General features: G+C 71.3%; 22 protein-coding genes. 11 read left to right on the top strand and 11 right to left on the bottom strand.

What is annotated here, in order from left to right:
- Positions 1–69: 69 nt before the first annotated feature.
- The gene (locus tag A3IC_RS55425) at positions 70–2,670 is read right to left on the bottom strand and encodes a hypothetical protein (protein WP_158696014.1); all 2,601 of its coding nucleotides are present in this window, start codon (positions 2,668–2,670) and stop codon (positions 70–72) included.
- 406 nt (positions 2,671–3,076) lie between these two features.
- Between A3IC_RS55425 and A3IC_RS0119895 the strand changes: the two genes are divergently transcribed.
- From A3IC_RS0119895 to A3IC_RS0119905, 3 genes are all read left to right on the top strand, one after another.
- A complete protein-coding gene (locus tag A3IC_RS0119895; protein WP_020551804.1) occupies positions 3,077–5,038 on the top strand; it encodes a copper-translocating P-type ATPase in 1,962 nt (653 codons plus the stop codon).
- A gap of 84 nt (positions 5,039–5,122) precedes the next feature.
- Entirely contained in the window at positions 5,123–6,076 is a 954-nt protein-coding gene (locus A3IC_RS0119900) for a phosphotransferase family protein (protein ID WP_052173633.1), read from the top strand.
- A 124-nt stretch (positions 6,077–6,200) separates the two neighbouring features.
- Positions 6,201–6,509: a hypothetical protein gene (locus A3IC_RS0119905; RefSeq protein ID WP_020551806.1), complete on the top strand. Its 309-nt coding sequence runs from the start codon at positions 6,201–6,203 to the stop codon at positions 6,507–6,509.
- Between the two features lie 106 nt (positions 6,510–6,615).
- On the opposite strand, the gene A3IC_RS0119910 is transcribed toward A3IC_RS0119905, so the two are convergent.
- The 3 genes from A3IC_RS0119910 to A3IC_RS0119920 form a co-directional block, all read right to left on the bottom strand.
- The gene (locus A3IC_RS0119910) at positions 6,616–7,143 is read right to left on the bottom strand and encodes an RICIN domain-containing protein (RefSeq protein ID WP_020551807.1); all 528 of its coding nucleotides are present in this window, start codon (positions 7,141–7,143) and stop codon (positions 6,616–6,618) included.
- 448 nt (positions 7,144–7,591) lie between these two features.
- Entirely contained in the window at positions 7,592–8,683 is a 1,092-nt protein-coding gene (locus A3IC_RS0119915; RefSeq protein WP_020551808.1) for a Gfo/Idh/MocA family protein, read from the bottom strand.
- A gap of 152 nt (positions 8,684–8,835) precedes the next feature.
- A complete protein-coding gene (locus A3IC_RS0119920; RefSeq protein ID WP_158696015.1) occupies positions 8,836–9,297 on the bottom strand; it encodes a hypothetical protein in 462 nt (153 codons plus the stop codon).
- A gap of 114 nt (positions 9,298–9,411) precedes the next feature.
- Between A3IC_RS0119920 and A3IC_RS0119925 the strand changes: the two genes are divergently transcribed.
- The 3 genes from A3IC_RS0119925 to A3IC_RS55430 all read left to right on the top strand — a co-directional run bounded on the left by A3IC_RS0119925 (position 9,412) and on the right by A3IC_RS55430 (position 12,547).
- Positions 9,412–9,864: a PaaI family thioesterase gene (locus A3IC_RS0119925; RefSeq protein WP_020551810.1), complete on the top strand. Its 453-nt coding sequence runs from the start codon at positions 9,412–9,414 to the stop codon at positions 9,862–9,864.
- Positions 9,865–10,005: 141 nt separating this feature from the next.
- On the top strand, positions 10,006–11,658 hold the full coding sequence (locus A3IC_RS0119930; protein ID WP_020551811.1) for an AMP-binding protein: 1,653 nt from the start codon (positions 10,006–10,008) through the stop codon (positions 11,656–11,658).
- A gap of 37 nt (positions 11,659–11,695) precedes the next feature.
- The gene (locus A3IC_RS55430) at positions 11,696–12,547 is read left to right on the top strand and encodes a PaaX family transcriptional regulator (protein ID WP_020551812.1); all 852 of its coding nucleotides are present in this window, start codon (positions 11,696–11,698) and stop codon (positions 12,545–12,547) included.
- Positions 12,548–12,700: 153 nt separating this feature from the next.
- On the opposite strand, the gene A3IC_RS0119940 is transcribed toward A3IC_RS55430, so the two are convergent.
- Positions 12,701–13,795 carry an alpha/beta hydrolase gene (locus A3IC_RS0119940; RefSeq protein ID WP_026218489.1) on the bottom strand — a complete coding sequence of 365 codons (1,095 nt, stop codon included), beginning with the start codon at positions 13,793–13,795 and terminating at the stop codon, positions 12,701–12,703.
- Between the two features lie 40 nt (positions 13,796–13,835).
- Positions 13,836–14,849: an alpha/beta hydrolase gene (locus A3IC_RS0119945; protein ID WP_026218490.1), complete on the bottom strand. Its 1,014-nt coding sequence runs from the start codon at positions 14,847–14,849 to the stop codon at positions 13,836–13,838.
- A gap of 169 nt (positions 14,850–15,018) precedes the next feature.
- Here A3IC_RS0119945 and A3IC_RS0119950 point away from each other — a divergent pair, with 169 nt between their 5' ends.
- Together A3IC_RS0119950 and A3IC_RS0119955 are read left to right on the top strand one after the other, a co-directional pair.
- Positions 15,019–15,690, top strand: a complete 672-nt coding sequence (locus tag A3IC_RS0119950; RefSeq protein WP_158696016.1) for a hypothetical protein — start codon at positions 15,019–15,021, stop codon at positions 15,688–15,690.
- Positions 15,687–16,928, top strand: a complete 1,242-nt coding sequence (locus tag A3IC_RS0119955; protein WP_020551816.1) for a PrsW family intramembrane metalloprotease — start codon at positions 15,687–15,689, stop codon at positions 16,926–16,928. Before A3IC_RS0119950 ends, A3IC_RS0119955 begins: the two co-directional genes overlap by 4 nt.
- A 104-nt stretch (positions 16,929–17,032) precedes the next feature.
- Here A3IC_RS0119955 and A3IC_RS0119960 read toward each other — a convergent pair whose 3' ends face one another.
- Both A3IC_RS0119960 and A3IC_RS55435 read right to left on the bottom strand, forming a co-directional pair.
- Positions 17,033–17,254 carry a hypothetical protein gene (locus A3IC_RS0119960; RefSeq protein WP_020551817.1) on the bottom strand — a complete coding sequence of 74 codons (222 nt, stop codon included), beginning with the start codon at positions 17,252–17,254 and terminating at the stop codon, positions 17,033–17,035.
- A 110-nt stretch (positions 17,255–17,364) separates the two neighbouring features.
- The gene (locus A3IC_RS55435) at positions 17,365–17,739 is read right to left on the bottom strand and encodes a hypothetical protein (protein WP_020551818.1); all 375 of its coding nucleotides are present in this window, start codon (positions 17,737–17,739) and stop codon (positions 17,365–17,367) included.
- A gap of 155 nt (positions 17,740–17,894) precedes the next feature.
- Here A3IC_RS55435 and A3IC_RS0119970 point away from each other — a divergent pair, with 155 nt between their 5' ends.
- Positions 17,895–18,680, top strand: a complete 786-nt coding sequence (locus tag A3IC_RS0119970) for a GNAT family N-acetyltransferase (protein ID WP_020551819.1) — start codon at positions 17,895–17,897, stop codon at positions 18,678–18,680.
- A gap of 18 nt (positions 18,681–18,698) precedes the next feature.
- On the opposite strand, the gene A3IC_RS0119975 is transcribed toward A3IC_RS0119970, so the two are convergent.
- Positions 18,699–19,616, bottom strand: a complete 918-nt coding sequence (locus A3IC_RS0119975; protein WP_020551820.1) for an NAD-dependent epimerase/dehydratase family protein — start codon at positions 19,614–19,616, stop codon at positions 18,699–18,701.
- Between the two features lie 410 nt (positions 19,617–20,026).
- Between A3IC_RS0119975 and A3IC_RS0119980 the strand changes: the two genes are divergently transcribed.
- The gene (locus A3IC_RS0119980) at positions 20,027–20,563 is read left to right on the top strand and encodes a hypothetical protein (RefSeq protein WP_020551821.1); all 537 of its coding nucleotides are present in this window, start codon (positions 20,027–20,029) and stop codon (positions 20,561–20,563) included.
- Here A3IC_RS0119980 and A3IC_RS55440 read toward each other — a convergent pair.
- Positions 20,499–21,428: a hypothetical protein gene (locus tag A3IC_RS55440; RefSeq protein WP_020551822.1), complete on the bottom strand. Its 930-nt coding sequence runs from the start codon at positions 21,426–21,428 to the stop codon at positions 20,499–20,501. The genes A3IC_RS0119980 and A3IC_RS55440 overlap by 65 nt on opposite strands.
- A gap of 49 nt (positions 21,429–21,477) precedes the next feature.
- On the opposite strand from A3IC_RS55440, the gene A3IC_RS62440 reads away from it, so the two are divergent.
- Positions 21,478–21,942 carry a hypothetical protein gene (locus tag A3IC_RS62440; RefSeq protein ID WP_020551823.1) on the top strand — a complete coding sequence of 155 codons (465 nt, stop codon included), beginning with the start codon at positions 21,478–21,480 and terminating at the stop codon, positions 21,940–21,942.
- A gap of 31 nt (positions 21,943–21,973) precedes the next feature.
- Here the strand turns inward: A3IC_RS62440 and A3IC_RS0119995 are convergent, their stop codons facing one another.
- Positions 21,974–23,602, bottom strand: coding sequence for a TROVE domain-containing protein (locus A3IC_RS0119995; RefSeq protein ID WP_020551824.1), 1,629 nt, complete (start codon positions 23,600–23,602; stop codon positions 21,974–21,976).
- Positions 23,603–23,636 lie beyond the last annotated feature (34 nt).

A 23,636-nucleotide genomic window follows, 5' to 3' on the forward strand; every position in this document is an offset into this window, starting at 1 on the left:
GATTTTGCGCCGGCCGCGCCGCCTCGTCGTGCCGAGCCCGGTGTCGCCGTTGCGTGGCCTCGTGCTTTGTCATCCGTGTCGCGACTGGGGTGTGGGTGGGTTGGGGGGTTTGGGGTGGGTGAGGAGGGCTTCGGGGGTGGGTTCCGGCCCGGTCGGGGGGTGGCCGTCGAGGAGGTCCAGGGTTGCGGACAGGCTCGCGGCGGCGGCTCGGGCGGCACCGGCGGTGAGGGGGTCGCCGGTGTGCGCGGCGAGTTCGGCGAGTTCGCGTTCGGCTTCCGGGCGGTCGGCGAGCAGGGTGTGTCGCAGGTCGGTCAGCGGGCCGGCGATCCAGGACTCGGCCTCCGCCTCGGTTTCGGTGACCCGGCGCATGGCATCCACCCAGCGGCTCACGGTGCCCAGTGACTCGCGGGCGTACTCGAGCAGTCGGCGCCTGGCCGGCCCCTCCAGGCGGTGGCCCTTGCCGTTGCGGAACTCCTCGTCGATCGCGGAGAGTCGGTTCTCCAACTCGTGGTGCTTGGTGAGTCGGCGCAGTGTTTCGGCGACCTCGTCCAGGTCGCGACGCTCGTTGCCGGCCGCCAGTTGCAGCAGTCGGCCGAGCAGGCCGTCCTCGGGGCGCCACCACAGTTGGGCGATCGAGGTGGCGCGGGGGAAGCGCAGGTGGCGCGGGTGCAGCAGGGCCTCCGCGGCGTCCGCCGCGCACGTCGCGGCGCCCGCCTCGGCCTCGGCGAGTGCTTCGAGCGCACCGAGGTTGCGGGTGCCGCCGAGCAGCCCCTGGGCGGAGCCGGTGGCGATGTGTCGGGCCAGGGTGGCCACCGCGGGCAGGTCGCCCAGGCCGGTGGCGGCCTCCTGGAGCAGGCCGTACGTGCTGTGTCCGCACAGTACGGCGGCCCGCGCCGCGGCGGCCACGGTCAGCAGTTGGGTCGCACGGTCGTGGCTGGGCGCGCGCATCGCCATCTCGTCGAGTTCCTCGCGCAGCGACGCCGCGACGGCGCCGGTGTCCGAGCGCGCGCCGTCGGCGTAGGCCAGGGCCCGCAGCGCGGATATGCGTTCCGGGACATCGGTCGACATGGCCTGCACCGCCGAGGCGTAGTCGCCTCGGCCGATCGATTCGCCGATCAGCGCCGCGGACTCGGGATCGGCCGGTGGTTCGGGAGCGCTCTCCACGGGCTCGGCGGGCTCCACCGGATCCGTGGAGTCTGCCCGGTTCTCCCGATCCGTCCGGCCCGCCTGGTCCTCCCGATCCGCAACGGCTTTCCTCGGCCCGTCCGGCCCGTCCGGCCCGACCTGGTCCGCCACCGACGCCCCGTCGGCGTCGGCCGGCTGCGCGTCGGACCCCGGGGCCGGCCCGGTACCGGAGCCCGAGTCGGATTCCGGCCCCGAGTCCGAGCCGGTTCCGATCGACGTCTGCGGCGCCGATTGCGAATCCTCGGCCGCGGGCGGCGCCTCCTCCGCGGCGGTCGAGGTCGGTGTCCGGCTCCAGGAGAGCCGGCCGCGTAACGCGGCGTTGACGATCGTCGGATCCGGCAGATGCGGGCGGATCGTCTCGGCCAACTCGTCGACCCCGTCGTCCCGGTCGTCCGCGATCGCGTCGATCAGCCCACCGAGGTCGCCCAGGGCGGCTACTCGGCGGCGGTCGGCCGGGTCCCAATTCTCGTGACGGGTGCTCAGGTCGGCGGCCGACTCGCGGAGTTCACTGATCGCCGCGGCGTGTGCCGGTGGGCCGTCGAGCTGCCGGAAGCGGTCCACGCCGGCGAGGTCGCGCGCATGTACCGCGGCTTCGTGCGCGGTGATCGCGGCGGCCAGCCCGGGCCGGTCCTCGGGCAGCGTGTCCGCCTCGGTCTCGACCAGTGCGCCGACCGCCGCCCGAGCCTCGGCCACGGCCGGACCGACGAGGCCGAGCATGGTCAGGTCGGCCTCCTCCGGCGCGCGACCGGCCGCGACGGCGGCGGTCACCGAGTCGGCGGCGGCCCGGGCCCGGCCGAGTGCGTCGTCGAGTGAACGCAGCGGTGACGGGGGCTCGCCGGCGCCGCATGTGCGGTCCCGGCAGAACGCCTCGAATCGGCGACACGCGGCCACCACGTCCGCGATGACGTCGGCGGGCCACCCCGGCAACGCGAGGTCGGCCTCGGTCAGCGCCAGCCGCAGCAGCGCGGCGGCCTGGCAACTGAACCCCCAGTCGGCGACCGCGGTCAGCCTGATCAGATCCGGGGTGAACGCCGTGGTCTTCAGGCTTTCCAGGATTTCGCCGTCCAGCGCGCCCGAGTCGGTGTCCAGGGTCGCGGGCAGCAGCACGCGCAACACGGGCAGGGTGACCACCTGCGCGGTGTAGCCGCGCACGCTCGGGGTCTGTTTGCGCAGCCGCTTGAGCGCGTGTTCGGCGATCGCGGGCGTCGGTCGGCGGGCAGGCGGTACGCGTAGCGCGCGCAGGGTGTCGGTCCGTGTGGGGTTGGGCAATCGCCACAGGGCGTCGGCGAGGACGTCCGGGGCGATTGCCGCGAGACAGTCCACGAGTGGGTCCCCGAGGCGGGCGAGTTGGACCGCGACCGCCGACTTTTCCCGGGCTATTTCCTGCTGATCGTGATCCGGATGGTCCAGGAAGGGTTGCAGTTCGCCCGACGAGGTCGCCCACCACAACCAGTCGACGCTGCGGGAGCGTGGCTGACGCACCATTTTGCCTCCCGAGGGAGAGGAGCTGGTCTCTGGTTATACCGCCGTCGGCCCGAGATGCGGATGGTTCCGCCGGAATCGCAAGGAATGAGTGCGGGTCGATCGAGGGTTGACTATACCCCTGGGTGGTATAGATGGGAGATCGACGGTGGACGAGGGAGGGAACGAGATGGAGCGCGGCCGAGCCGGGCGGGACGAGGATCCGGGCCGTGCGGAGCCGCCGGCGGGCGGTACGGGTCGTCCGGATGGCCCGGGTCACGTGGCCGGGACCGAACCCGCGGGACCTGTACGCGCCCAGGGACGTGCGGGTCACGCGGAGCCCGCCGGGCGCGAAGGGTGCGAAGGGCGCGAAGCCCACACCGACCACAGTGGCCATGACGGGCAGCAGGGTCACGCCGGCCACGCCGAGATGTTCCGCCGCAAGTTCGTGCTGAGCCTGCTGCTCTCCGTCCCGGTGCTCGTACTGAGCCCGATGCTCGCGGACGTACTCGGTTACCGGGAGCCGTCGTTCACGGGATCGTCGTGGATCCCGCCGCTCCTCGGCACGGTCGTGTTCGGCTATGGCGGATGGCCGTTTTTGACCGGCGCGCGCGACGAACTCGACGCGCGACGGCCCGGGATGATGACGCTGATCGCGATGGCCATCACCGTCGCGTTCGTCGCGTCCTGGGCCTCGACGCTCGAACTCGCCACACACGATCTGGACTTCTGGTGGGAACTGGTCCTGCTGGTCGACATCATGCTGCTCGGCCACTGGCTGGAGATGCGTGCCCTCGGCGCCGCCTCGGGGGCCCTGGACGCCCTTGCGGCGCTGCTCCCGGACGAGGCGGAACGCGTGCGTCCGGACGGGGAGTTCGAGCCGATCGCGGTTTCGGATCTGGCGATCGGCGATACCGTCCTGGTGCGTTCCGGGGGGCGCGTCCCGGCGGATGGGACGATCACCGACGGCGGGACCGAGTTCGACGAGTCGATGATCACGGGCGAGTCCCGACCGGTGGCGCACGGCGCGGGCGACACCGTCGTGGCCGGCACCGTCGCGGTGGCCGGCGCGGTACGGGTGACGGTGACCGCGACCGGGGAAGGGACCCAACTCGCGGGCATCAGGCGGTTGGTCGCCGAAGCGCAACATTCCCGCTCCCGGGCCCAGGCGTTGGCGGATCGGGCAGCGGCGCTGCTGTTCTACTACGCGGCCGGCGCCGCGGTCCTGACGCTGGGGGTGTGGTCGTTGCTCGGCGAGGGCGGGTCGGCGATCGAGCGGACCGTCACGGTACTGGTGATCGCCTGCCCGCACGCGCTCGGACTGGCCATCCCGCTGGTTATCGCGATCTCGACGGAACTGTCCGCGCGGCAGGGCATCCTGATCAAGGATCGGATCGCCCTGGAGCGGATGCGCGACGTCGACGTCGTGCTGTTCGACAAGACCGGCACGCTCACGCGCGGCGCACCGGCGGTGACCGGGGTCGCGGCGGCGCCCGGCCGGGAGGAGACGTCGGTGCTGCTGCTCGCGGGCGCGGCCGAGCGGGAGAGCGAACACCCGCTGGCCCGGGCGATCGTACGGGCGGCCGAGAAGCGCGGTCGGCCGGTCGCGGCGAGCGGATTCCGCTCGATGACCGGCCGGGGAGTCGAGGCGGATGTGGCCGGCACCCGGGTGCGGGTCGGCGGGCCGGCGCTGTTGCGTGAGGCGGGCGTACGGGTGCCCGACGGGCTCTCGGCGGCCGTCGGGGACCGGGTCGGGCGCGGCGCCGCGGTGCTGTACGTGTTGGCCGACGACGAGTTTGCCGGGACGCTCGTGCTGGAGGACGAGATCCGGCCCGAGTCCCGGTCGGCGGTGCGGGAGTTGCACGCGGCGGGGGTGCGTGTCGGGATGCTCACCGGGGACGCCCGGCAGGTGGCCGAGTGGGTCGGGAGCGACCTCGGGGTGGACGAGGTCTTCGCCGAGGTGCTGCCCGGTGACAAGGATGCCAAGGTCGCCGAACTCCAGTCCCGCGGCCTGCGAGTGGCCATGGTCGGCGACGGTGTCAACGACGCGCCGGCGTTGGCCCGCGCCGACGTCGGCATCGCGATCGGCGCGGGCACCGACGTCGCGATCCAGTCGGCGGGCGTGGTTCTGGCCTCGGACGACCCGCGCGCGGTGCTGGGCGTTCGTCGCCTGTCCACGGCCGTCTACCGCAAGATGCGGCAGAACCTGGTCTGGGCGGCGGGCTACAACATCCTCACGGTGCCGCTGGCCGCAGGCACCCTGGCCTGGGCGGGCGTGGTCCTGCCGATGGAGGTCGGCGCCATCCTGATGAGTCTGTCCACGGTCGTGGTCGCCCTCAACGCCCAACTCCTCCGCCGCCTCGACCTCCGCCCGAGCCCCCACGACACATGATCAGCGCCTCGACGCGGACACGAATTTGGTGAGACAGGGCCGGCGGGTTTCGGTGGGTACGCTGCCGGCGTGGATGGTGAAGGGATGGGGTGGCGGCGGACGCGGGTGTGGGTTGGGTCGGTGTTGCCGTCGGGGGAGCGGGTGGTGGGGAGCGAGCGGCTGGTCGGTGGGTGGACCTCGGAGATGCGGCGGCTGCGCGTGGTCGGGCCCGAGAGCGAACGGGCTCTGGTGTTGCGGTCGTTCGTGAAGCCGTTCTTTCTGATGCATGCCGAGGGGCTGTTGGGTCGTGAAGCGGCGATCCTCGGACTGCTGGCACATACGGGCATTCCGGCGGCGACGTGCCTGGCCGTGGATCCGCGTGGCGAGTTCTGCGATCATCCGTCCCTGCTGATGTCGCTGCTACCGGGCGGCATTCGGCTGGGCGACGACGGGGCCGACGAGCGGATCGTGCTGCTCGCCCGCCAACTCGTGGCCGTGCACGCGGTCGTGGTGAACGATCGCACCCGGCCTCGCGACTATCAGGCGTGGACCGCCCCCGAGCGGGTGCGCGTACCCGAGGAGTCCGGGCGACCCGAGCTCTGGCGGCGCGCGATCGACCTGATCCGGCGCGAACCGCCGCCGTATCGTGGGTGCTTCCTGCATCGCGACTTCCATCCGGGCAACGTGCTCTTCACCGGCCGCGGTGCGCACACCCGGGTCTCCGGCGTGGTCGACTGGGTCGAGACCTCGTGGGGTCCGGCCGACCTGGACGTCGCCCACTGCTCGACCGCACTGGCGCTGCTGCACGGCCCGGCCGCCGGGATGAGCTTCGCCGCCGCCTACACCGCGGCCGGCGGGCGACTCGCCGACGACCCGGCGGCACACCTGTACTGGCGCCTGCTCGACGCGCTCGGCCAGGCCCCCGACGCGGAGAAGGTCGCCGTCCCGTGGCGGGAGTCGGGTCGACCCGATCTGACCCCCGCGCTCGTGACCGGGCGCCTGGAGGAGTACGTCGCCGCGCTGCTGGAGCACTTCGACGAACCGGTCCGGCAGCGCTGATCGATCCGAGTCGGCGCACGACGCGAGCGCGGTCTACCGCATCCTCGGCGCGTCGGGCGAACTGCTCGGCCGGGTCACTCGCCGACGCGGCAGCGTGATCGGCTGCCGGCGGACCTCGTGGCACGTGGAACTGCCGGACGGTGCACCGCTGTACGCGGTCAAGGGCGGCGTGCCGGCCTGGTGCTGGTGGTGGCTCTTCTCGCCGGTGTGGGCGGTGATGGCGGCGGCGATCCTGTTCGGCGGCGAGTTTCCCCGAATGCCGATCACGACCCGGTGGACCCGGGCCGGAAGCGAAGTGTTCCGGTTCGTCGGCGACGACTTCGAGAACCAGTACCGGGTCGAAGTGGACTGGCCGGACGTGCGGGTGCTGCACGGCCTCGCCGCCCTGCACCACGCCCACCCGACCCCACTGAGCGCGCACAACCGCCCCTGAGCGCCGCCCGAAGTGCCGTCCGCACGTGGTCGACACGGTTGCCGCGACGCGTGGTGCGCACCGGCGGATGCCGATGCGCACCACGTCGGGCGCCGCGCGACGGGCGTCAGTCGATGAAGCCGAAGGTCTGCCGCGGGGCCGGCTTGCCGTCGGCGATCGCACAAGCTGCGATGTACATTCCGCCGCCGTTGTAGTTCTGGTTGGGATCGGCTTCCAGGCACAGTTGGGTGGCCGGATTGAACCACGCGTTGTTGTAGACCGGATACCAGGCTTGGGCGGTGCCGGCGTTGCAGTCCCACAATCCGGCCCGGGAATACGGCAGTGCGCCCATAGTCGTCAGACACTGGACCCCGGTGCCGCCGACCAAGATGCTGTACCCCCCGCTGTCCCGCGGGACGGCCAGCCACAATTGATTGCTGGGCGTGGTGTTGTCGACAGGGCTGCCGATGCACTGCCATTGCTGGACCGTCGCGCCGTTCGTGCCGATGGTGTTGGCATCGGCATCCAGACATTTCCAGTTGCCGATGAGCATGCGCGAGAAATGATTCGGAATGACCATGGCGGACGCGGATTGTGGAACGGCGAGCACCAGGAGCGCACACGCGGTGAGTACGCCGGCGATCTTCTTGATCATTTTCAGCCTCCGTCGGGGTCCCCGCCGCCCATCCGGGATCGGGCGCTCGGGTGGCTCAGAGGATGGCCGGGGAGGGGTGATCTCTCAAGCAACCTCGTGTTTGCGTGACGGGATTCGGCCATCGCTCGACCGGCCCGGCCGCAGCCGTTCGTGCGGATTTTGGTGGCGGTATTCCCCGCCGGATGTGGCGCGCCCCGTCGAAATCATCGACCCCGTTGCCCGAATTGTTTTCTTTTCGGGCGGATGGGTGCGGGACGGTCGACTGATATTCGCTCGTCGGATAGTCGACCGGAAACAGACCTGGGCTTTTTCCATTGACACGTGTAAATGCCGTGAGTCGATGCGGGAATTTCCCGAAGGCACGCTTGATCGTTTTGGTTCCGAGGCGTCGCGGATTTCTATTGGATTCCCGTCGGCGGAATCGGCGATTCCGGCTGTGCGAAAGACTCTACGTGCACGGGGTCCAGTGGCCGCCGGCGGCGGCGGAGGTGCGGATGGCGTCGAGGACTCGTTGGCCGGCGACGCCGTCGGCGAAGCAGGCGTGGCGCGGGCTCTCGGGAGTGGGCTCGCCGTTGATCAAGGCGGCGAACGTGCCGGCGAGGCGGGTGTACGGCGCGCGGTCGATGCCCATCGAGTGAAGGAGGTCGTAGGCCGTGTGCATGAGGTCGGACGGGGGCGCGATCGGATCCGGGTTGGTCAGGTCGGCGGGGATTTCCACGCGGCGGTCGCCGGAGGCGTCGGCGAGCCAGACGTCGTCGAACTCGACCCAGGCCGTGCCGTGGGTGCCGGCCACGCGCGTGGTCATCAGCGGCGGTCCGTAGATCCCGGCGGAGCTTTGCAGCGCGCCCTCGACGCCGGTCACGGTGCGGAAGCGGATGTTGAAGGTGTCCTCGGCGGTCTGCCCCGGCCGGTCCGCGACCAGCGGCAGGCCCGCGCTGACGCCCGCGAACTCGCCGAGCGTGTGCCGGATCTGGTCGATCCAGTGCGAGGCGTGCGCCCCCAGCCAGCCGCCGCCGTCCTCGGCCCGCCCCCACCACGCGGGCACCTCGGCGGCCGGTCCGGTCAGTACCGGGATGTGCAACAACCAGGTGGCGAGCCGGGGTTCGCCGATCGCACCGGCCGCGATCAACCGCGCGAGCAGGGCCTGTGAGGACTGCCAGCGGAATTCGGTGCCCAGCATGTGTACGACGCCGGCCTTCTCGGCGGCGTCCAGCATCCGGGCCGCCTCGGCCGCGTCGGTCGCGAACGGCTTCTCGCACACCACGTGCTTGCCCGCCGCGACCGCCGCGAGCACGATCTCGGCGTGCGTGTGCGGCGGGGTGGCCACGGTCACCGCGTCCACGCCGTCCAGGGCGAGCGCCGCGTCGAGGTCGGTGAACGCGTACGGCACCCCGAAGCGCTCGGCCCGCTCGGCGGTGCGCACCGGGTCCCGGCCGACCAGCGCCCGCACCTCGAAGCCCGCGTCCCGGAAGGCGGGCAGATGCGTGATGCACCCGAAGCCGGTCCCCACGATGGCCACACCCAGCTTGTTCCGCGCCATGACGTCTCTCCTTCTTCGGGGCCGAGGATGGCCGTGGCCACGGCGGGGGCGGGCTCACCCCGGGCCCGCCGGGCCGAAACGCGCGCCTACGGTAAGGGAGGCTGTCCAATTTCGCCATGACGCCGTCGTGTGACGAACTGCATCCGGCAGGGTCAGCGGTTCCGGTACGCCGACACGTCCTCGGTACTCAGCCGCGCCCGCGCCATCCGGCTCGCGGCGACCGTCGACTCCGGGACCAGGATCAGCCCGAGTTCCGCGCGTGCCGCCCTCGTCGGCAGCGCCGCCTCGACCTCGACGGCGGGATACCCGAACACGTCGACGTCCCGCCAGGCGACCGGCTCCGTTTCGGTGCCGGGCTCCCGTTCGAAGGCGATCGTGCGGCACCCGTGCTCGGAGCCGGTCACGTCGATGCGCAGGGTGCCCAATCGGCCGCCGAAGCTCCAGAACTCCCGGTGGTCGTCGTCGGCCGGGCCGGTGCCGGCACACGACCAGTAGGCGCGCACGTCCACCACCGTGGACAGCGCCCATTGGGCTTGCCGCTCGCTCATCCCGAAGCGCAGCAGTCCGGCGCCGCGCGGCAACACCACGCCCACGCCCGGCAGTAGTTCGAACATGCTCCGATTGTGCACACGAGGCCCCGGCGGCGGTGATTCGGAATCTGGTTCGATGATCACCTGCCCATGTCCGCCCCCGCCGGGCCCGCTTCCCGAGCGAAAGGTGATACCGCGATGACCGAGACCCCCACCGACGCGCCGACCGACCCCGAGGCGCTCGACTTCGCCCGATCCGTGCTCGCCGCCCAGCCGTTCAGCCGGCTCGTCGGGGCCCGGATCACCGAGTTCGGCGGCGGGCGAGCCACCCTGGAGGTCGACGTCCGTGACGAACTCCGGCAACAGAACGGCTACTTGCACGGCGGCGTGCTCGCCTATGCGGCCGACAACGCGATCACCTTCGCGGCCGGCAGCACGCTCGGCTCGGCCGTGCTGACCGGCGGTGTGTCCGTTCAATACCTGCGGCCGGCGCTCGGCGCCGTGTTGCGCGCCGAGGCACGAATCGTGCACTCCGGACGCCGCCAGGCGGTCTGCGACTGCGACCTGATCATGTCGGCCACCGACGGCAGCGAGACGGTCTGTGCGATCGGCCGGGGCACGGTGCTGGTGGTCGACGGCACCGCCGACTGACGGGCCACCGCGAGTCACCGCGGCCCATCGCCGGCTCGCCTGCCGCCTGCCGCCTGCCGGGGCAAGGGGATGTCCTCGTGGACGAATGTCGCGTACCGTTGACTGTCGTCACGATGGCAACAGGATGATGAGGTGCCGGCCATGGAGCTCCGTCCCTCCGCGCACGTCGACACGTTCTCCCGGGATCGGCTGCCGCCGGTCGAGCAGTGGCCCGAGCTGATCTTCGAGCTGCCGGAAGTGCGCTATCCGGACCGGCTCAACTGCGCGGTGGCGCTGCTCGACGACACCATCGCGCGCCACGGGTCGGACCGGCGGTGCCTGCTCACCGCCGACGAGACCTGGACCTACGGCGACCTGCTCACCCGGGCCAACCAGGTCGCCCACGTCCTGACCGAGGACCTCGGCGTGGTGCCCGGCAACCGGGTCCTGTTGCGCGGCCCCAACAACCCCTGGCTGGTCGCCGGTTGGTTCGGAGCGCTGAAGGCCGGCGCGGTCGTGGTGACCACCATGCCGCTGCTGCGCGCCCACGAACTCGACGCCATCCACGAGATCGGCCGACCCACCGCCGCACTGTGCGACCACCGCTTCACCGCCGAACTCGACGCGGCCGAAACGCCCGGCCTGCGCGTACTGACCTACGGCGGGCCCGGCGAGGACACGCTGGCCGCCCGCTGCGCCGCCAAGAGCACCGTGTTCGAGGCGGTGGACACCGCGTGCGACGACGTCGCGCTGATCGCGTTCACCTCCGGGACCACCGGGCGGCCCAAGGCCACGATGCACTTCCACCGGGACGTGCTCGCGATCGCCGACACCTTCTCCGCGCACGTCGTGCGCCCCGAGCCCACCGACCTGTTCACCGGCACCCCGCCGCTGGGCTTCACCTTCGGCCTCGGCGGGCTGGTGGTGTTTCCGCTGCGGGCGGGCTCGGCCACGTTGCTCCTGGAGCGCGCGACTCCCGAGGAACTCGCCGCCGTCGTCGCCGAGCGAGGGGTCACCGTACTGTTCACCGCACCGACCGCCTACCGGGCCATCCTCGGCGCCGGACTCGCCGACCTGCTCGCGGGCGTGCGGCGCTGCGTGTCCGCCGGCGAGGCGCTGCCGGTCGGCGTGTGGCAGGCGTATCGCGACGCGATCGGGACGCGGATCATCGACGGGATCGGCGCGACCGAAATGCTGCACGTGTTCGTCTCCGCCGCCGACGACGCGATCCGGCCGGGGGCGACCGGGCTGCCGGTGCCGGGCTATCGGGCCGTCGTCCTGGGGCCGGACGGCAAACCGGTTGCGGACGGCACGCCCGGGCAACTCGCGGTCAAGGGCCCGACCGGGTGCCGATACCTCGACGATGCGCGCCAGTTCGACTACGTGCGCGACGGCTGGAACATCACCGGCGACACCTACATCCGCGACGCCGACGGCTATCTCTGGTACCAGGCCCGCAGCGACGACATGATCGTCTCGTCCGGCTACAACATCGCCGGCCCCGAGGTCGAGGCGGTGCTGTGCACCCACCCGGACGTGGCCGAGTGCGGGGTGGTCGGCGCCGTCGACGAGCGGCGCGGCATGGTGGTCAAGGCATACGTGGTGCTGCACCCGGGGGTGACCGCGGACGAGGCTACGGCGCGCGCGCTCCAGACGTTCGTGAAGCAGACCATGGCACCGTACAAGTACCCGCGGTCGGTCGAGTTCGTGCCCGAGTTGCCGCGCACCGACACGGGCAAGCTGCGGCGCGGCGAACTGCGTCGGCGCGCGGCCGAGGGTACGCCGGTAGCCGAGGCGGGACCGGCTCCCGGATAGGATCGCCGGCGAACCAGACTCCGCGAGGAAGGCGACCATGGCGGAGACCCCGGCCCGGCCCAGTTCGTTGATCAACACCGTGTACGGCGCGTTCGTGCGTGGTCTCGGCGGGTGGATCTCGATCGCCGACCTGATCGTGTTGATGGGCGAACTCGGCGTGGACGCACCGGCGGTGCGATCGGCGATCTCGCGGCTGAAGAAGCGCGGCACGCTCACCCAGGAGCGGCGGGACGGCACCGGGTATCGGCTCAGTCCGGCGATGGAGTCGATCTTCGACGAGGGCGATCGGCGGATCTTCGGCAACCTGGAGCCGGCGCGGCTGGAGGACGGCTGGGTGCTGGCGATCTTCTCGGTGCCCGAGTCCGAGCGCGCGCATCGTCACCAACTGCGGTCGCGGCTGACCTGGCTGGGCTTCGGCAATGTGTCGCCGGGGGTGTGGATCGCGCCGGCCCGGCTCCTGGAGGACGCGCGGCGCACCCTGGTTCGGGTCGAACTCGCGGACTACGTACACCTGTTCACCGGCGATGCGGCGTTCGCGCAGTTGGGCTCCGCCGTCGGGGACTGGTGGGATTTCGAGGCGATCGAGGAGCAGTACGCGCTGTTCACCGACGAGTACGGGCCGGCCGCTGCCGAACTCGTGCGGCGGCCGGTGGTGGACACGGTCGATGCGTTTCGCACTTACGTGCCGATGTTGACGCAATGGCGGCGGTTGCCGTATCTGGATCCGGGGTTGCCTGCGGAGCTGTTGCCGGCGGATTGGAATGCGGTGGAGGCTCGGAAGGTGTTTCTCTCCCTGCACTCGCTCCTTGCGGAGGGGGCGAGGGGGCACGTTCGGGAGGTTGCCGGGTTGGCCTCGAGCACCGGCCGGGCTGATGGGGTTTTTGGCTGACCTCAGGCGCCGGCCGGGCTGGGCGGCCTCAAGCGCCGGCCGGGCTGGGCGGCCTCAAGCGCCGGCCGGGCTGAGTGGCCTCAGGCGCCGGCCGGGCTGGGCTCGGGTGTCGGTTGGGTTGTGGTGGGTTTGCCGGTGTTTGAGGTGGGGTGGTCAGGTCATGGATTTGGTCAGCCAGCGGAAGACGTCGGGGACCATTCGGCGCCAGACGTCGGTGCCGTGGCCGCCGCCGCCGATTTCGGCGAGGGTTATGGCGGTGGGGGGTTTGGCGGCGGCTTTCAGGGCCTGGGCGTCGCCGTAGCCGTCGCCCTTTTCGCCGGCCAGGTAGAGGGAGACCTTCGGGGGCTGGGGGGCGCCCTTGAGGATGGTCAGCGGGTTCGCCGACACGCGCAGTGCCGGGTCCTTGGACGTGACCGAGTCGGACTCGCCCTTGGGGTCGTTGTAACCGGACAGGCTCACGCCCGCGCCGTAACGGTCCGGGTGCAGCAGCGCCATTCGGACCGCGCAGTGACCGCCGGCCGAGTAGCCCGCGATGGCCCAGTGCTTGGGGTCGGTCTCGGCGCGGAAGTTGTCGATCACCATGCGGCGCACGTCGCCGGAGATCCAGGTGTCCGCGTTGGCCTTGCCGGGCACGTCCGCGCAGCCGGTGTCCTCGTTGCCCGCGAGCAGCTTGGTCCGCGGCGAGACCAGGATGAACGGCGCCACCTCGCCCTTGTTCATCAGGTTCTTGAGCTGGCTGTTGACGTCCAGCGTGCCGAACCACGCCTTGGCCGAGCCCGGGTAGCCGGGCAGCAGCTCGACGACGGGGAACTTCTTGTCCGCGAACGCCGGGTCCTTGTACTGCGGCGGCAGCCACACGTAGACCTCGGCCTCGACGGCCGACTGCGGGCCCTTGAGGTTGGTCTGCTGGACGCCGTCGCCCATCTTGCCGTCGGAGGCGGGCTCGAACTTGCTGACCAGTTTGTGCTCGGGCGCAGGCGGCGGGGCCGGTTCGCGGGCCTCGGTCACGTGGCCGCCACCGGTGCCCAGGAAGTCGTCCCAGGTGTCGTAGAGGCTGTTCGCGTTGTTGACCATCACGAAGACCATCAGGATGGCCGTCGCCTGGCACGTGACCAGCATGAACAGCCGGCCGACGACCTTGACGGGCTTCGGCCCGGGAATGCGGTTCCACGCGACCAGCGCCAGCACGAGGGCGGCGATGGCCAGCACGATGGTCGTTATATAGAAGGGAGTACCGGTCAGGCTCACTGTGGTCTTCCAGGGGGATTCAGCGACGATCCGGACACGGTCAGTCGGCGGTGGGCGGGGACATGTGTCGGCCGAGCCAGCCGAGCAGATCCGGGATCATCTTCTTGAAGTGCACGGTCAGATGCCTACCGGCGGGCTGCTCGTAATACTCGATGCGTACGGGTGGTGCGGCCTTCGCGACGAACGCCTTGACCAGACGGACCTCGCCCGCGTCCGCGCCGCCCGCGGTCGCGAGCACGTCGATGTCGGCCTTGCCCGCCGCGATCAGCTTCTCCGGGCTGTTGGCGAGCCGCTCGGCCTCGTAGCCCTTCCACAGCGGAGAATCCGGGTTGAAGTAGCCGTCGATCGGCACGGCGACCTTGAACCGATCCGGGTTCTGGAGCGCGAGCTTCATGCTGCAGAACGCTCCGGTGGACGCACCCATCACCCCCCACCCGGCGGGGTCGCGCAGGGTGCGGAAATTGGCCTTGACCATGTCGGGGATGTCCTGTGCCATCCAGGTGCCCATCTTGGGCTGTCCCGGGATGTCACTGCAGTCGAGGCTGCGCTTCTCGTCCTTCTCCAGGTTCTGCACCGGCATCACCATGATGAACGGATGGGTCGTGCCGGCCCGGCTCTGACGTACGGCCTCCTCCTGGATCGGCAACTGGTTGTCGGCCCAGGTGTTGTAGCCACTGCTCTGGCCACCCGCGTAGAGCGTGAGCACCGGGAAGCCGTGCTTCGCGAACGCCGGGTCGTTGTACTCCGGCGGCAGCCACACCCACACCTTGCCGGTGACACCCGACTTGGGGCCGGTGTACGAGGTCATCAGGATCGGCCCGACCGGTGAGGTCGTGGCGGTCGTGAAGTTCGTCGTGGGGCCGGTCGGCATGACGACCTTGCTCGGCTTGGCGGGCGGCCTCGGCGCGCCGCCCGACTGGGACGGCGCCACCGTGGACCTGGCGTGTTCGGCCGTCGTGTCACCGGACGAGCCGCACGCGGACGCGGCCACCGCGAGCAGTACGGCACCGACCAATGCCGTCGCGCGACGACGGCGTGCGGAAAGGGAGTTCAAGGGAAAGGCTCCGGCAGGCGTCAGGGAGTGCTGTTGTCAAAAACGACCCTAACCGGACAGCGAGACGGTCATTCGACGGCTCTGTAACAGCCGTCCATCGATCGGCGGGACGAAAACAGCGTTTTCGTGATTTTACCGTGACCGAGTCATCCCTTCGGTGGAGCCACGCGTGACTTTTACCGACGGCGAGGGTACGGGCGACAACGCCGTCGGCCGCCATCAGGAGTTGCGCTTGTCTTTCACCGCGCCCGTCCCGCGACCCCCCTCCCCGGATTCGAGCACGAGTTCGAGGTCGGGGTCGATACCGCGTACGCACGGCCTGCGCGCGACGATCGTGGTGGTCCTCGTGATGGCGTTCCTGATCGCGATCCCGTACCTGCTCAACCGCTCCGTCATCGGCGCCGCGCCGGTGCGCGCCGGTCAGGTGGTCACACTGGGCGCCTTTCGCTACCAGCCGGCGCCCGGCTGGCAGATCGACCGGGGTGCCTCCCAGGCCGATCTGGTCAGCGTGTTGGTCAAGGGCGCGACCACGTACCGGCTGACCCCGCTGGGTCGGCAGTCCTCGGCGGCGGGCGCGTTCAAGGCGGCGGCGCGCCGTTACGAGGCGACCGGACGCGGGCGGATCGGCGGCGACCCGGCCTCGGTGACCACCGCCCGCGGGCTCGCCGGCCTGGTCGCGCCGATCAGTGGGAACACCGTGGCCGGCACGCTCACCGTCCTGGTCGCCGGCGGTCAGGGCCTGGGGGTCTCGCTCACCGCTCGGCACACCGCGCCGCTGACCGAGGCCATCGCCGACGACGTGGCGACCATGCTGGACTCGGTGGAGGTGGCCGACTCGTGAGCGTGGCTCCGCTGACCGATCGCCGGGGCCGTCGGGACGCGGGCAGCATCGTGCAGCCCGCGCGCGCGGCGTTTTGGCTGTATCCGATCGTGCTCGCGCTCGGCGCCGCGAGCGTGGTGCCCAACTTCGTCCGGCTCTCCTCGGCGGCGCCCTCCGGCGCGCTCGGGCTGAGCGCGCTGATCCACACGTTGTGGCTGATCCCGGCGCTCGCGGTAATCACCCATCTGGACCTGTTCGAGCGCGAGCCGCTGTCGTTCTGCGTGGCCGCGGTGCTCTGGGGCGGCGTGGTGGCGACCGGATTCGCGCTCGTGGCCAACGACAACGTGCTCAGCTATCTGTCCAAGCTGGATCCGAAGTTCGCCACCGACTGGGGCGCTTCGATCTCGGCGCCGGTGATCGAGGAGACGCTCAAACTGCTCGGCGTGGTGGTGTTGATCCTGATCAACCGCCGAGTCTTCGAGAGTGTGCTCGACGGCTTCGTCTTCGGCGCGCTGGTCGGCCTCGGGTTCCAGGTGGTCGAGAACGTGATGTACGCGCTGAACGCGGCGATCCAGGCGGGCGAGACGTGGACCGCCGGCGTCGTGGTCAGCTTCTTCGTCCGCGCCGTCGTCAACGGGTTGTGGAGCCACGCGGCGTTCACCGCGATGACCGGCGCGGGCGTGGCGTACGTGGTCGTCGGCGTGCGGCGGCCGATCGCGGTACGGCTCGCGGCGGCCGGCGCGCTGTACACGGTCGCCTGGGCCCTGCACTTCGTGAACAACTCGCCGATCCTGGAGATCGTCCTGGAGCGCACCGACTGGTATCTGACCATCGTGCAGATCGTGCTCAACGGGCTGGTCGTGCTCGCCATCGCGCGCTTCGTCTACCGGCTCGCGGCCCGGCAGGAGTATCGCTGGTTCGCGCGCGCCGTGGGCGACGAGCCGGACCTGCTGCCGTTGCGTGAACTCGCCGCGCTCGCCTCGAACAAGACCCGCAAGGAAGCGGTGGAGGCGGCCCGGCGCGAACACGGCCGCAAGGCGGCCCGGGCGCAGAGCCGGTTGCAGCGCGCCCAGTTGGGCTACGGTGTCGCGCTCGCCCGCTCCGCCGACCCGGACACCGATCCCGGCGTGGCCCGCTGGCACCGCCGGATCGACCGGGCCCGAGCCCAGGTGGTGGCCGCCGACGCGGAACCGCCCGAGTCGCCCGAAGCGCCGACGCCACATGAGAAGGTGCGCCGCGAACTGCCGGACGTGCCTTAGGCCGGCCGCGGTCGTCGACGGCCTCGCCCGGTCGGGAGCGGGCCGGATCCGGCCGGCGTCGGGCCGCCGTCGTGGCGGCCCGACGCCGATCCGGATGCGGTCGGTCAGCGACAGGTGTGCGAGTCCGGCGCGGTGTGCCGGTTCGCCTGACGAGGCCATTCGGTGTCCTGCGTCCACGCCGTCTCGTTCGGATCGGTGAGCCGGTCCTCGCGCAGCAGGTCCCTCGGTGCGGTGCTGAGATCACGACGGCCGAGTGAACGCACCACCAGGAGCACGGTCAGTCCGAGCAGACACGCGGACACGGCGAGCACGACGAGTCCGTCCATGGTGCTCCTCCCTACCTACCTATAGGGCAGTTGCCCTCCATGGTCCCGTGCGAAGCCGACATTGTGAACCCGACGCAGATGAACACCGGGCGACGGGTTGTGCCGTGTGGTCACCGGGCGTCCGGGGGGTCGGTGTCGGCCGTGATCCGCCGCTGTCGTTCGGTTCCCGTATCGAAGAACGCGTCCAGGTACTCGGTTGGTTCCAGGGGGCTGTCCCGGGCCAGCGAGAAGACCTCCATGCCGTGTCCGACGTGCGTGTCGAACAGCCGGAACGCCTGTGCCAGACCGAGGTATTCGGCATCGTTCACGGCGCGGGCGTATTCCAGGGCGTCGGCCTCGGCCAGTGCGATGGCCTCGGCGAAGCTGCCGGCGCGCCACAACGTGATGCGTTCCTCGTAGATGTCCGGCTGATGATGGAACAGACAGCGGACGGAGTGCCAGGCGGGGTCCTCGGTGTGCGTCGGGGTGTCAGGCGATTCGGTCACGCGGCCGAGTGTGCCGGCGCCCGGTCACGGGTTCGGCACGTTTGCCCTTCGGGACCGGTACGCCCACACACCCTCGCGGACACCCCGCACCTCGTGCACGTGTTCGGCGTCGAATGAGGTTGGGCGGGGGTCGGTGGCCCGGTGAGAATGGCCGGATGGGCGCACCGATCGAAGCGATGGACCGCAATCTCGCCGAGCACGCGTGCCACCTGCACCGGGTCACCCCCGGGATGCGGGTGGACGAGGACGATCACGTGATCGTCGCGGACAGTGGCCTGGCGCACGACACGTACAACCTCGTCGCGGGCGCGCGGCTGACCGCGCAGACGGTGGGGCCGGTCGTCGAGCGCACGGTGCGCCGGGTCGCGGCGACCGGGCGACCCTTCTCGTGGTGGGTCACGCAGGGGTCTCGGCCGACGGATCTGGCCGAGCGGCTGGTGGCGCATGGCCTGCCGATCAACGAGAGCGAGGTGGCGATGTGGGCGCGGTGGGGTGGGACCACGTCCGCCGAGGCCGTGTTCCCGGCCGGGTTGCGGATCGAACCGGTGCTCACGCGCGCGGGGTTGCTCGACTACGCCGAGGTGCTCGCCGCGCTCTGGACGCCGTCCGCGCAGGACGTCGTACGGTTCGTCGAGCTGACCGCGGAGGCCGCGCTCGGGTCCGCCGCGCGCTACCTGGTGGGATACGCGCAGGGTCGGCCGGTGGCCACCGCCGAGGTGTTCCTGCACGCCGGGGTCGCGGGGGTGTACAACATCGCGACGCTCGCCGCGCACCGGCAGCGAGGGTACGGCGCGGCGCTGACTCGGGCCGCGCTGGACGTGGCGGTCGACGAGGGGCATCCCGTCGCGGTGTTGCAGGCATCGGCGGCGGGCGAGCCCGTGTACCGGAAGTTGGGCTTCCAGGTACTCGGGCCGGTCACCGAGCATGCGTTCGCGGGGTGAGGAGCGGGTTCGACCCGGTTACTTGAGCAGCTCCGGGTGCAGTGCCTCGACCATTCGGCGCATGCCGTCCCGCCAGTGCACGGTGGTGCGGCCGGTGATCTCGTGCATCCGGGTCAGGTCCAGCGTGACCGAGTCGATGGTCGCGTCGGTGGAGTTGAACTCGGGCGTGACACCGGTGAGTTCGGCCAGATAGCCGCACCACTCCTCGATGCTCACCGGGTCGCTGCCGCCCCAGTTGACGGTGGTGACCTCGGGTGTGGCCGCCGCGAACAGTGCGGGGAGCGTGCCGGCGATGTCGTCCACATGAATCGGGTGGTAGATGCTCGGCGCGTTGGTGTGCACGTCGATCGGCGCGCCGCCGAGCATCATCTCCAGGTGGATGCCGGGCCAGCCGCCGTTGTCGCCGTAGGGCACCGACAGGCGCGCGATCGTGGTCGGCAGGTCGAAGCGGCGCGCACCCCAGCGGGCGGCGCCCTCGGCCGCGATCTTGCAGATGCTGTACGTCTCCAGGAACGACCACACGCCGTGGTTGTCACCGAGCGACGCGCTCTCGGTGAGTTCCTTGTGGCCGGCGGGCTGGTACACCGCGGTGGAGGAGCAGTGCAGGAACGCCCGGGCGGCCTGGTGGTGTTCCATCAGGGACAGGACGCCTCCCGCGTTCGCGTCCAGGTCCACGTCCCAGTCGCCGTTCTTGGCGACGGCGAAGTTGACCACGTAGTCGGCGTCGGCGGGCAGCGCCGCGACGTCGCCGGCGGCCAGGTCGATCCGGACGCACGTGACGCCTGCGGCCTCCAGGCGCTCGCGGGCCTCGTCGTCGTGGAAGCGGGCTGCGCCGTACACGTCGTTGTCCCGGGCGAGGATCTTGGCGACCGGTTCGGCGACTTGGCCGGTGACTCCGGTGACGACGATTTTGGCGCCTGTGAGGGTCGATGCCATGGGGGTCCTCCGTGCGGGTCGCTGCGCTTTGCTTGCGGGATGGATTCGGTGGGGGTTGCGCGAGGTGGCGGGTCCGGGGGCGGAGGCATTTCCTGTCCTCGAACGCCGGACGGGCTGGAGGCGCGCTCGGTGGGTCGGGTGGCTGGTGGTGCGAGCTGCTGTCGGGGTGTCGCGCGGGTTGTTGTCCTCGGGCGGCGGGCGGGCCGGATTTGGTGGGCGGGTTGGGGTGGTGGGTGTGGGCGCACGTTAGTGCAGGATGCGATTGGGGGGAAGGGAGGGGCGAGGGGGTTCCCTTGTGTGGGGGTGCGGGCGGAACGGGGGGTGTCCGTTGGGCGTCTTCGGTGGCGGGGGATCGACGTTCGGGGGCAGCCATGGGTGTGACGGGGCACTGCCGACTGTGTGGGACTCCGGTGGCGGACGAGCGCCACGGGTATTGCGAAGGGCCGCTGTGCGGGGCCGATCTGGCCGGGCAGCGGGTGGGGAATCCGGCACTCGCGGTGCAGGTCGGATTCGAGCGGGCGCGGGTGGCGGCGGCCCCCGGAGAGGTGGTCGAGGCGCGGTTGATGGTGCGCAATCGCGGCGGCGCGGCCGAGCGGTTCCGGGTCCGGGTGTTCGACGCGGAGCGAGTCGCGGTGGCGGAGCCGGAGCCGGGTGCGCCGATCGGACCGGGGGCGCAGGTGGTGTGGATCGTGCGCTACCGGGTGCCGCGCGAGGTGGGTCCGACGGGTGCGTCCGGCGGTTCGGCGGCGGGGCTGTTGTATCACGCGGCGGTGCGGGCCGAGGCGGTGTGCGATCGGCGGGTGGGCGCGGCGGCGGTGCTGGATGTGCGCATCCGCGGCGGTACCGACCGGGTCGACCCGATGCCCGGTGGTGAGCCGCGTTTCAGCGCGTCCAGTCGGGGGCGTGCCGTGCGACCAGGCGCTGCCACGCGGGGACGCCACCCTTGAGCGGCCAGGCCCGGGTCAGGCCGTAGCCCTCACGCAGTCGGTGCAGGTCCCGGGCGAGTTGCCGGCCCGCGTCGCGTATCGCGTTCCCGACGGCGGCCTCGGGCACACCGGCGATCGCGGCCATGCGCCGCTCGTACCCGCCCACCGGGCCGGCCACGTAGACGTCGTGTTCCGCCGGGCGGGAGAGCACCAGCAACGGCGGCACCCGGCCCTCGGCGAGCGACGCGGCGAGTCGGTCGTGGCCGTCGAGGACCACGTGCGTCTGGAACATGCTGATCCACCAGACCAGGACAGGGGGCAGCGAGCCGTCCCGGACCTGCTTGCGATACGCCTTGACCCGCCCGTCCTCGGCCGACGCGAGCGGGTGCAGCGGCAGGATCTCCCAGTAGTGGTAGGTGTGCGCGTTGAAGTCGATCCGCCCCTCGGGCCACGTGGCCAGTGTCGGCGCGGCGAACTCCGGAAAGCGCAATCGGGTGCGATCCATGTCCCGTGAGAGCACCCACGCACCACCGTACAGCGGCCCGGTCCGGCTCAGCTCGTCCGCCATGCGATGCGCCCAACGGGCGTACCAGACCGGGTCGTTCGGGGTGCCCAGGGCGCGTGCCTCGGCGGCGCGCAGCGGGGCGAGCGGGGAGCGGTACGGGGTGGGGCAGCGATAGTCGACGCCGTACCAGCCGGGGTCGGACTCGGCGAGCAGCAGCGGTGGTGCGTCCACCTCGGGACCACTCTCGGACGAGGCGTCGACCAGGGCGAATCTGCGGTTGCCTGCCGCCAGGAGCCGCAGCGACGGCCGCGCCGACTCGGGTACGTCCAGGCGCAACGCGTCCCAGTCGCCGCCCGGCCGGGTGAGATTCGTGCGGTTCATCCGGTGATCCTAGAGCCGCGGCCGTGAACCGGCCGGCAACATGTCCGGAATGAAGGCATCGCTGTGGTTCACCTGGACCCTGTCGGGTTCCGGCTGGGCCGACTGCACCATCGCCGACACCTCCGGAGAGGCGCAGTTGGTCGTCTCCTGCGTCACCCACGCGCCCGAGGAACTGATCGGCGCGGTGACCCGGCTCGCGCTCGGCGAGCCGGGCGATCACAAGGTGATGTTCGAAGCCGAACCGAACGGCTATCTGTGGCACCTGAGTCCGGATGGCGACGCGGTGGACGTCCGGATCGTCGAATACGCCGACGCGTCCGTGCGCACCCGGCCCGGCGACGTGTTGTGGGAGGCGCGCCACCCGATCGAGCTGCTCGCGCGAAGCGTGCTGCGCGGATTCGACCGGGTGGACTCCGACCTCGGTGGGGACGGTTGGTGCGCCGACTGGCGACGGCCCTTTCCGCGGCGGGAGTTGGAGGCGCTGCGGACGGCGTGGGACAAGCTGAGGAGGTGAGCGGTTCGGGCGCGCCGGCACCCGACCCGCCTCAGCTCGCGGTCGACCCCCACGGCCAGGCGGCGTCCCGGCCCGCCTCCAGCAGCGGAACCATGGTGAACGCGGCGTCGGTCAGGCCGCCGAAGGTGTGCCGATTGTGTGCGCCGGACGGGGTGTGTCCGGTGTGGTAGCCCGCCAGGTTCCAGGTGTACAGCGGCGTGCTCTCCGGGAGCGATGCGGTGATTGCCTGCGCGTCGTGATTGTTCTGCTCGTCGGTGACGATCAGCACCCGGTCGTGCGCCCGGTACTCCTGACGCAGCGCCAGGGCGGTGTCCGTGCCGCCGCCGAGGAAGAAGCCGTCGTGGCGCCAGCGCTCCAGCGAGCGCAGCAGCGACTCGCCGCGGCCCAGCGGGAACGCCTTGGTCCGCGCGCCGGACGGGTCGTTCCAGGTGCGCCGGGCGCTGGAGAAGGACACCACGTCGGCATAGCCGCAACGGCGGCCCAGCGCGATGCCGAACAGCGCGGCGGCGTCCCAGCGTCGGAGCGTGCCGTCCCGAGAGAAGCCCGAGTCCATGCTGGAACTGGTGTCCACCAGAATCAGCGTATGGCCGGGCAGTTTCGGGATGTTCGCCAGCGCGTGGCCGAGCGCCAGCTCCAGTGGCTGGGACCAGCGCAGCGACGGCGCGGCGCGGTACGCGGACACGAACCGGAACGGCAACTGTCGGGCCCGAAGCACCTCTTCGGGGTCGGCCAGGCGAGCCGCGACCTGCCCGGCGAGCACGTCGTCCACGCCTGCCTCGTCGAAGTTGCGCAGGTTGCGCAGCAGCGCCATGTACCCCATCGACGGGATCACCGCGGACCACGCCGCGGCGTCCATCGGCCCCTGGAGCCAACCCGCCAGCGCTTCCCAGGTGATCCCGGCGGCACGCAGCCGCTCGCCCGCGTCGGGTGCGCGCAGCAGCGCCGCGCGGTCGGCGACGGGTACGGCCATCAGCTCGGCGCGCGCCGTGAGCATCGGGTCCGACGCGGGCGGCGTGGCCGTGTCGGGGTGGTGCCTGCGGTCCAGTGCGTAACCGAACAGCGCGCCCTGCCAGGGCTTTTCCGGGGCCGGGCGCGGGTGGATCAGGTTGAGCACGTCGCCGAAGCGGTAGCCCTTGGTCGCGGTGTCGTACTTGAGCAGCGCCTGCGGCGTGTACAGCCGGCGCACCGCGTCCTCGATCCCGCGCTTGATCGGCTTGGGTACGTTGCGGCCGTAGCGCGAGGTCCAGTAGGCGAGCAGCTCACCGGGCTCGTCGGCGCGCCGCAACACCGCGTCCACCGCCTGCCGGGACAACCCGGGCAGCCCGAACTCCAGGCGGGCCCGCGTCATTTCGGCGGCGCCGACGATGGCGGCGGTGCGCATGTTGGCATCGCGGCGCAGCCAGGTGAGCAGGCCGAGCAGCCATTCGCCGTCGTATACGGCCAGTTCCTGGACGAGCTGGGTGAACCGGTCGTCGCGCGCGCCGCCGCTCTCGTAGAACGTGTCGTTGCCGACGAAGTTCGTGACGGCGAGCAGGAACAGTTCGCTGCGTGCGTCGCGCGTGTAACCCGTGCCGCCCTGGTGGTTGACCGTTTTCTCGCCGGTGCTGCGAATCGGCGAGGCGGTGGCGGGTCGGGCACCGCGCAGGTTGAATCGAGACATGGGAACCCCCGTGGAGATGGGGGGAGGTGCCGCG

The organism is Embleya scabrispora DSM 41855, assembly GCF_000372745.1.
GTDB lineage: Bacteria > Actinomycetota > Actinomycetes > Streptomycetales > Streptomycetaceae > Embleya > Embleya scabrispora.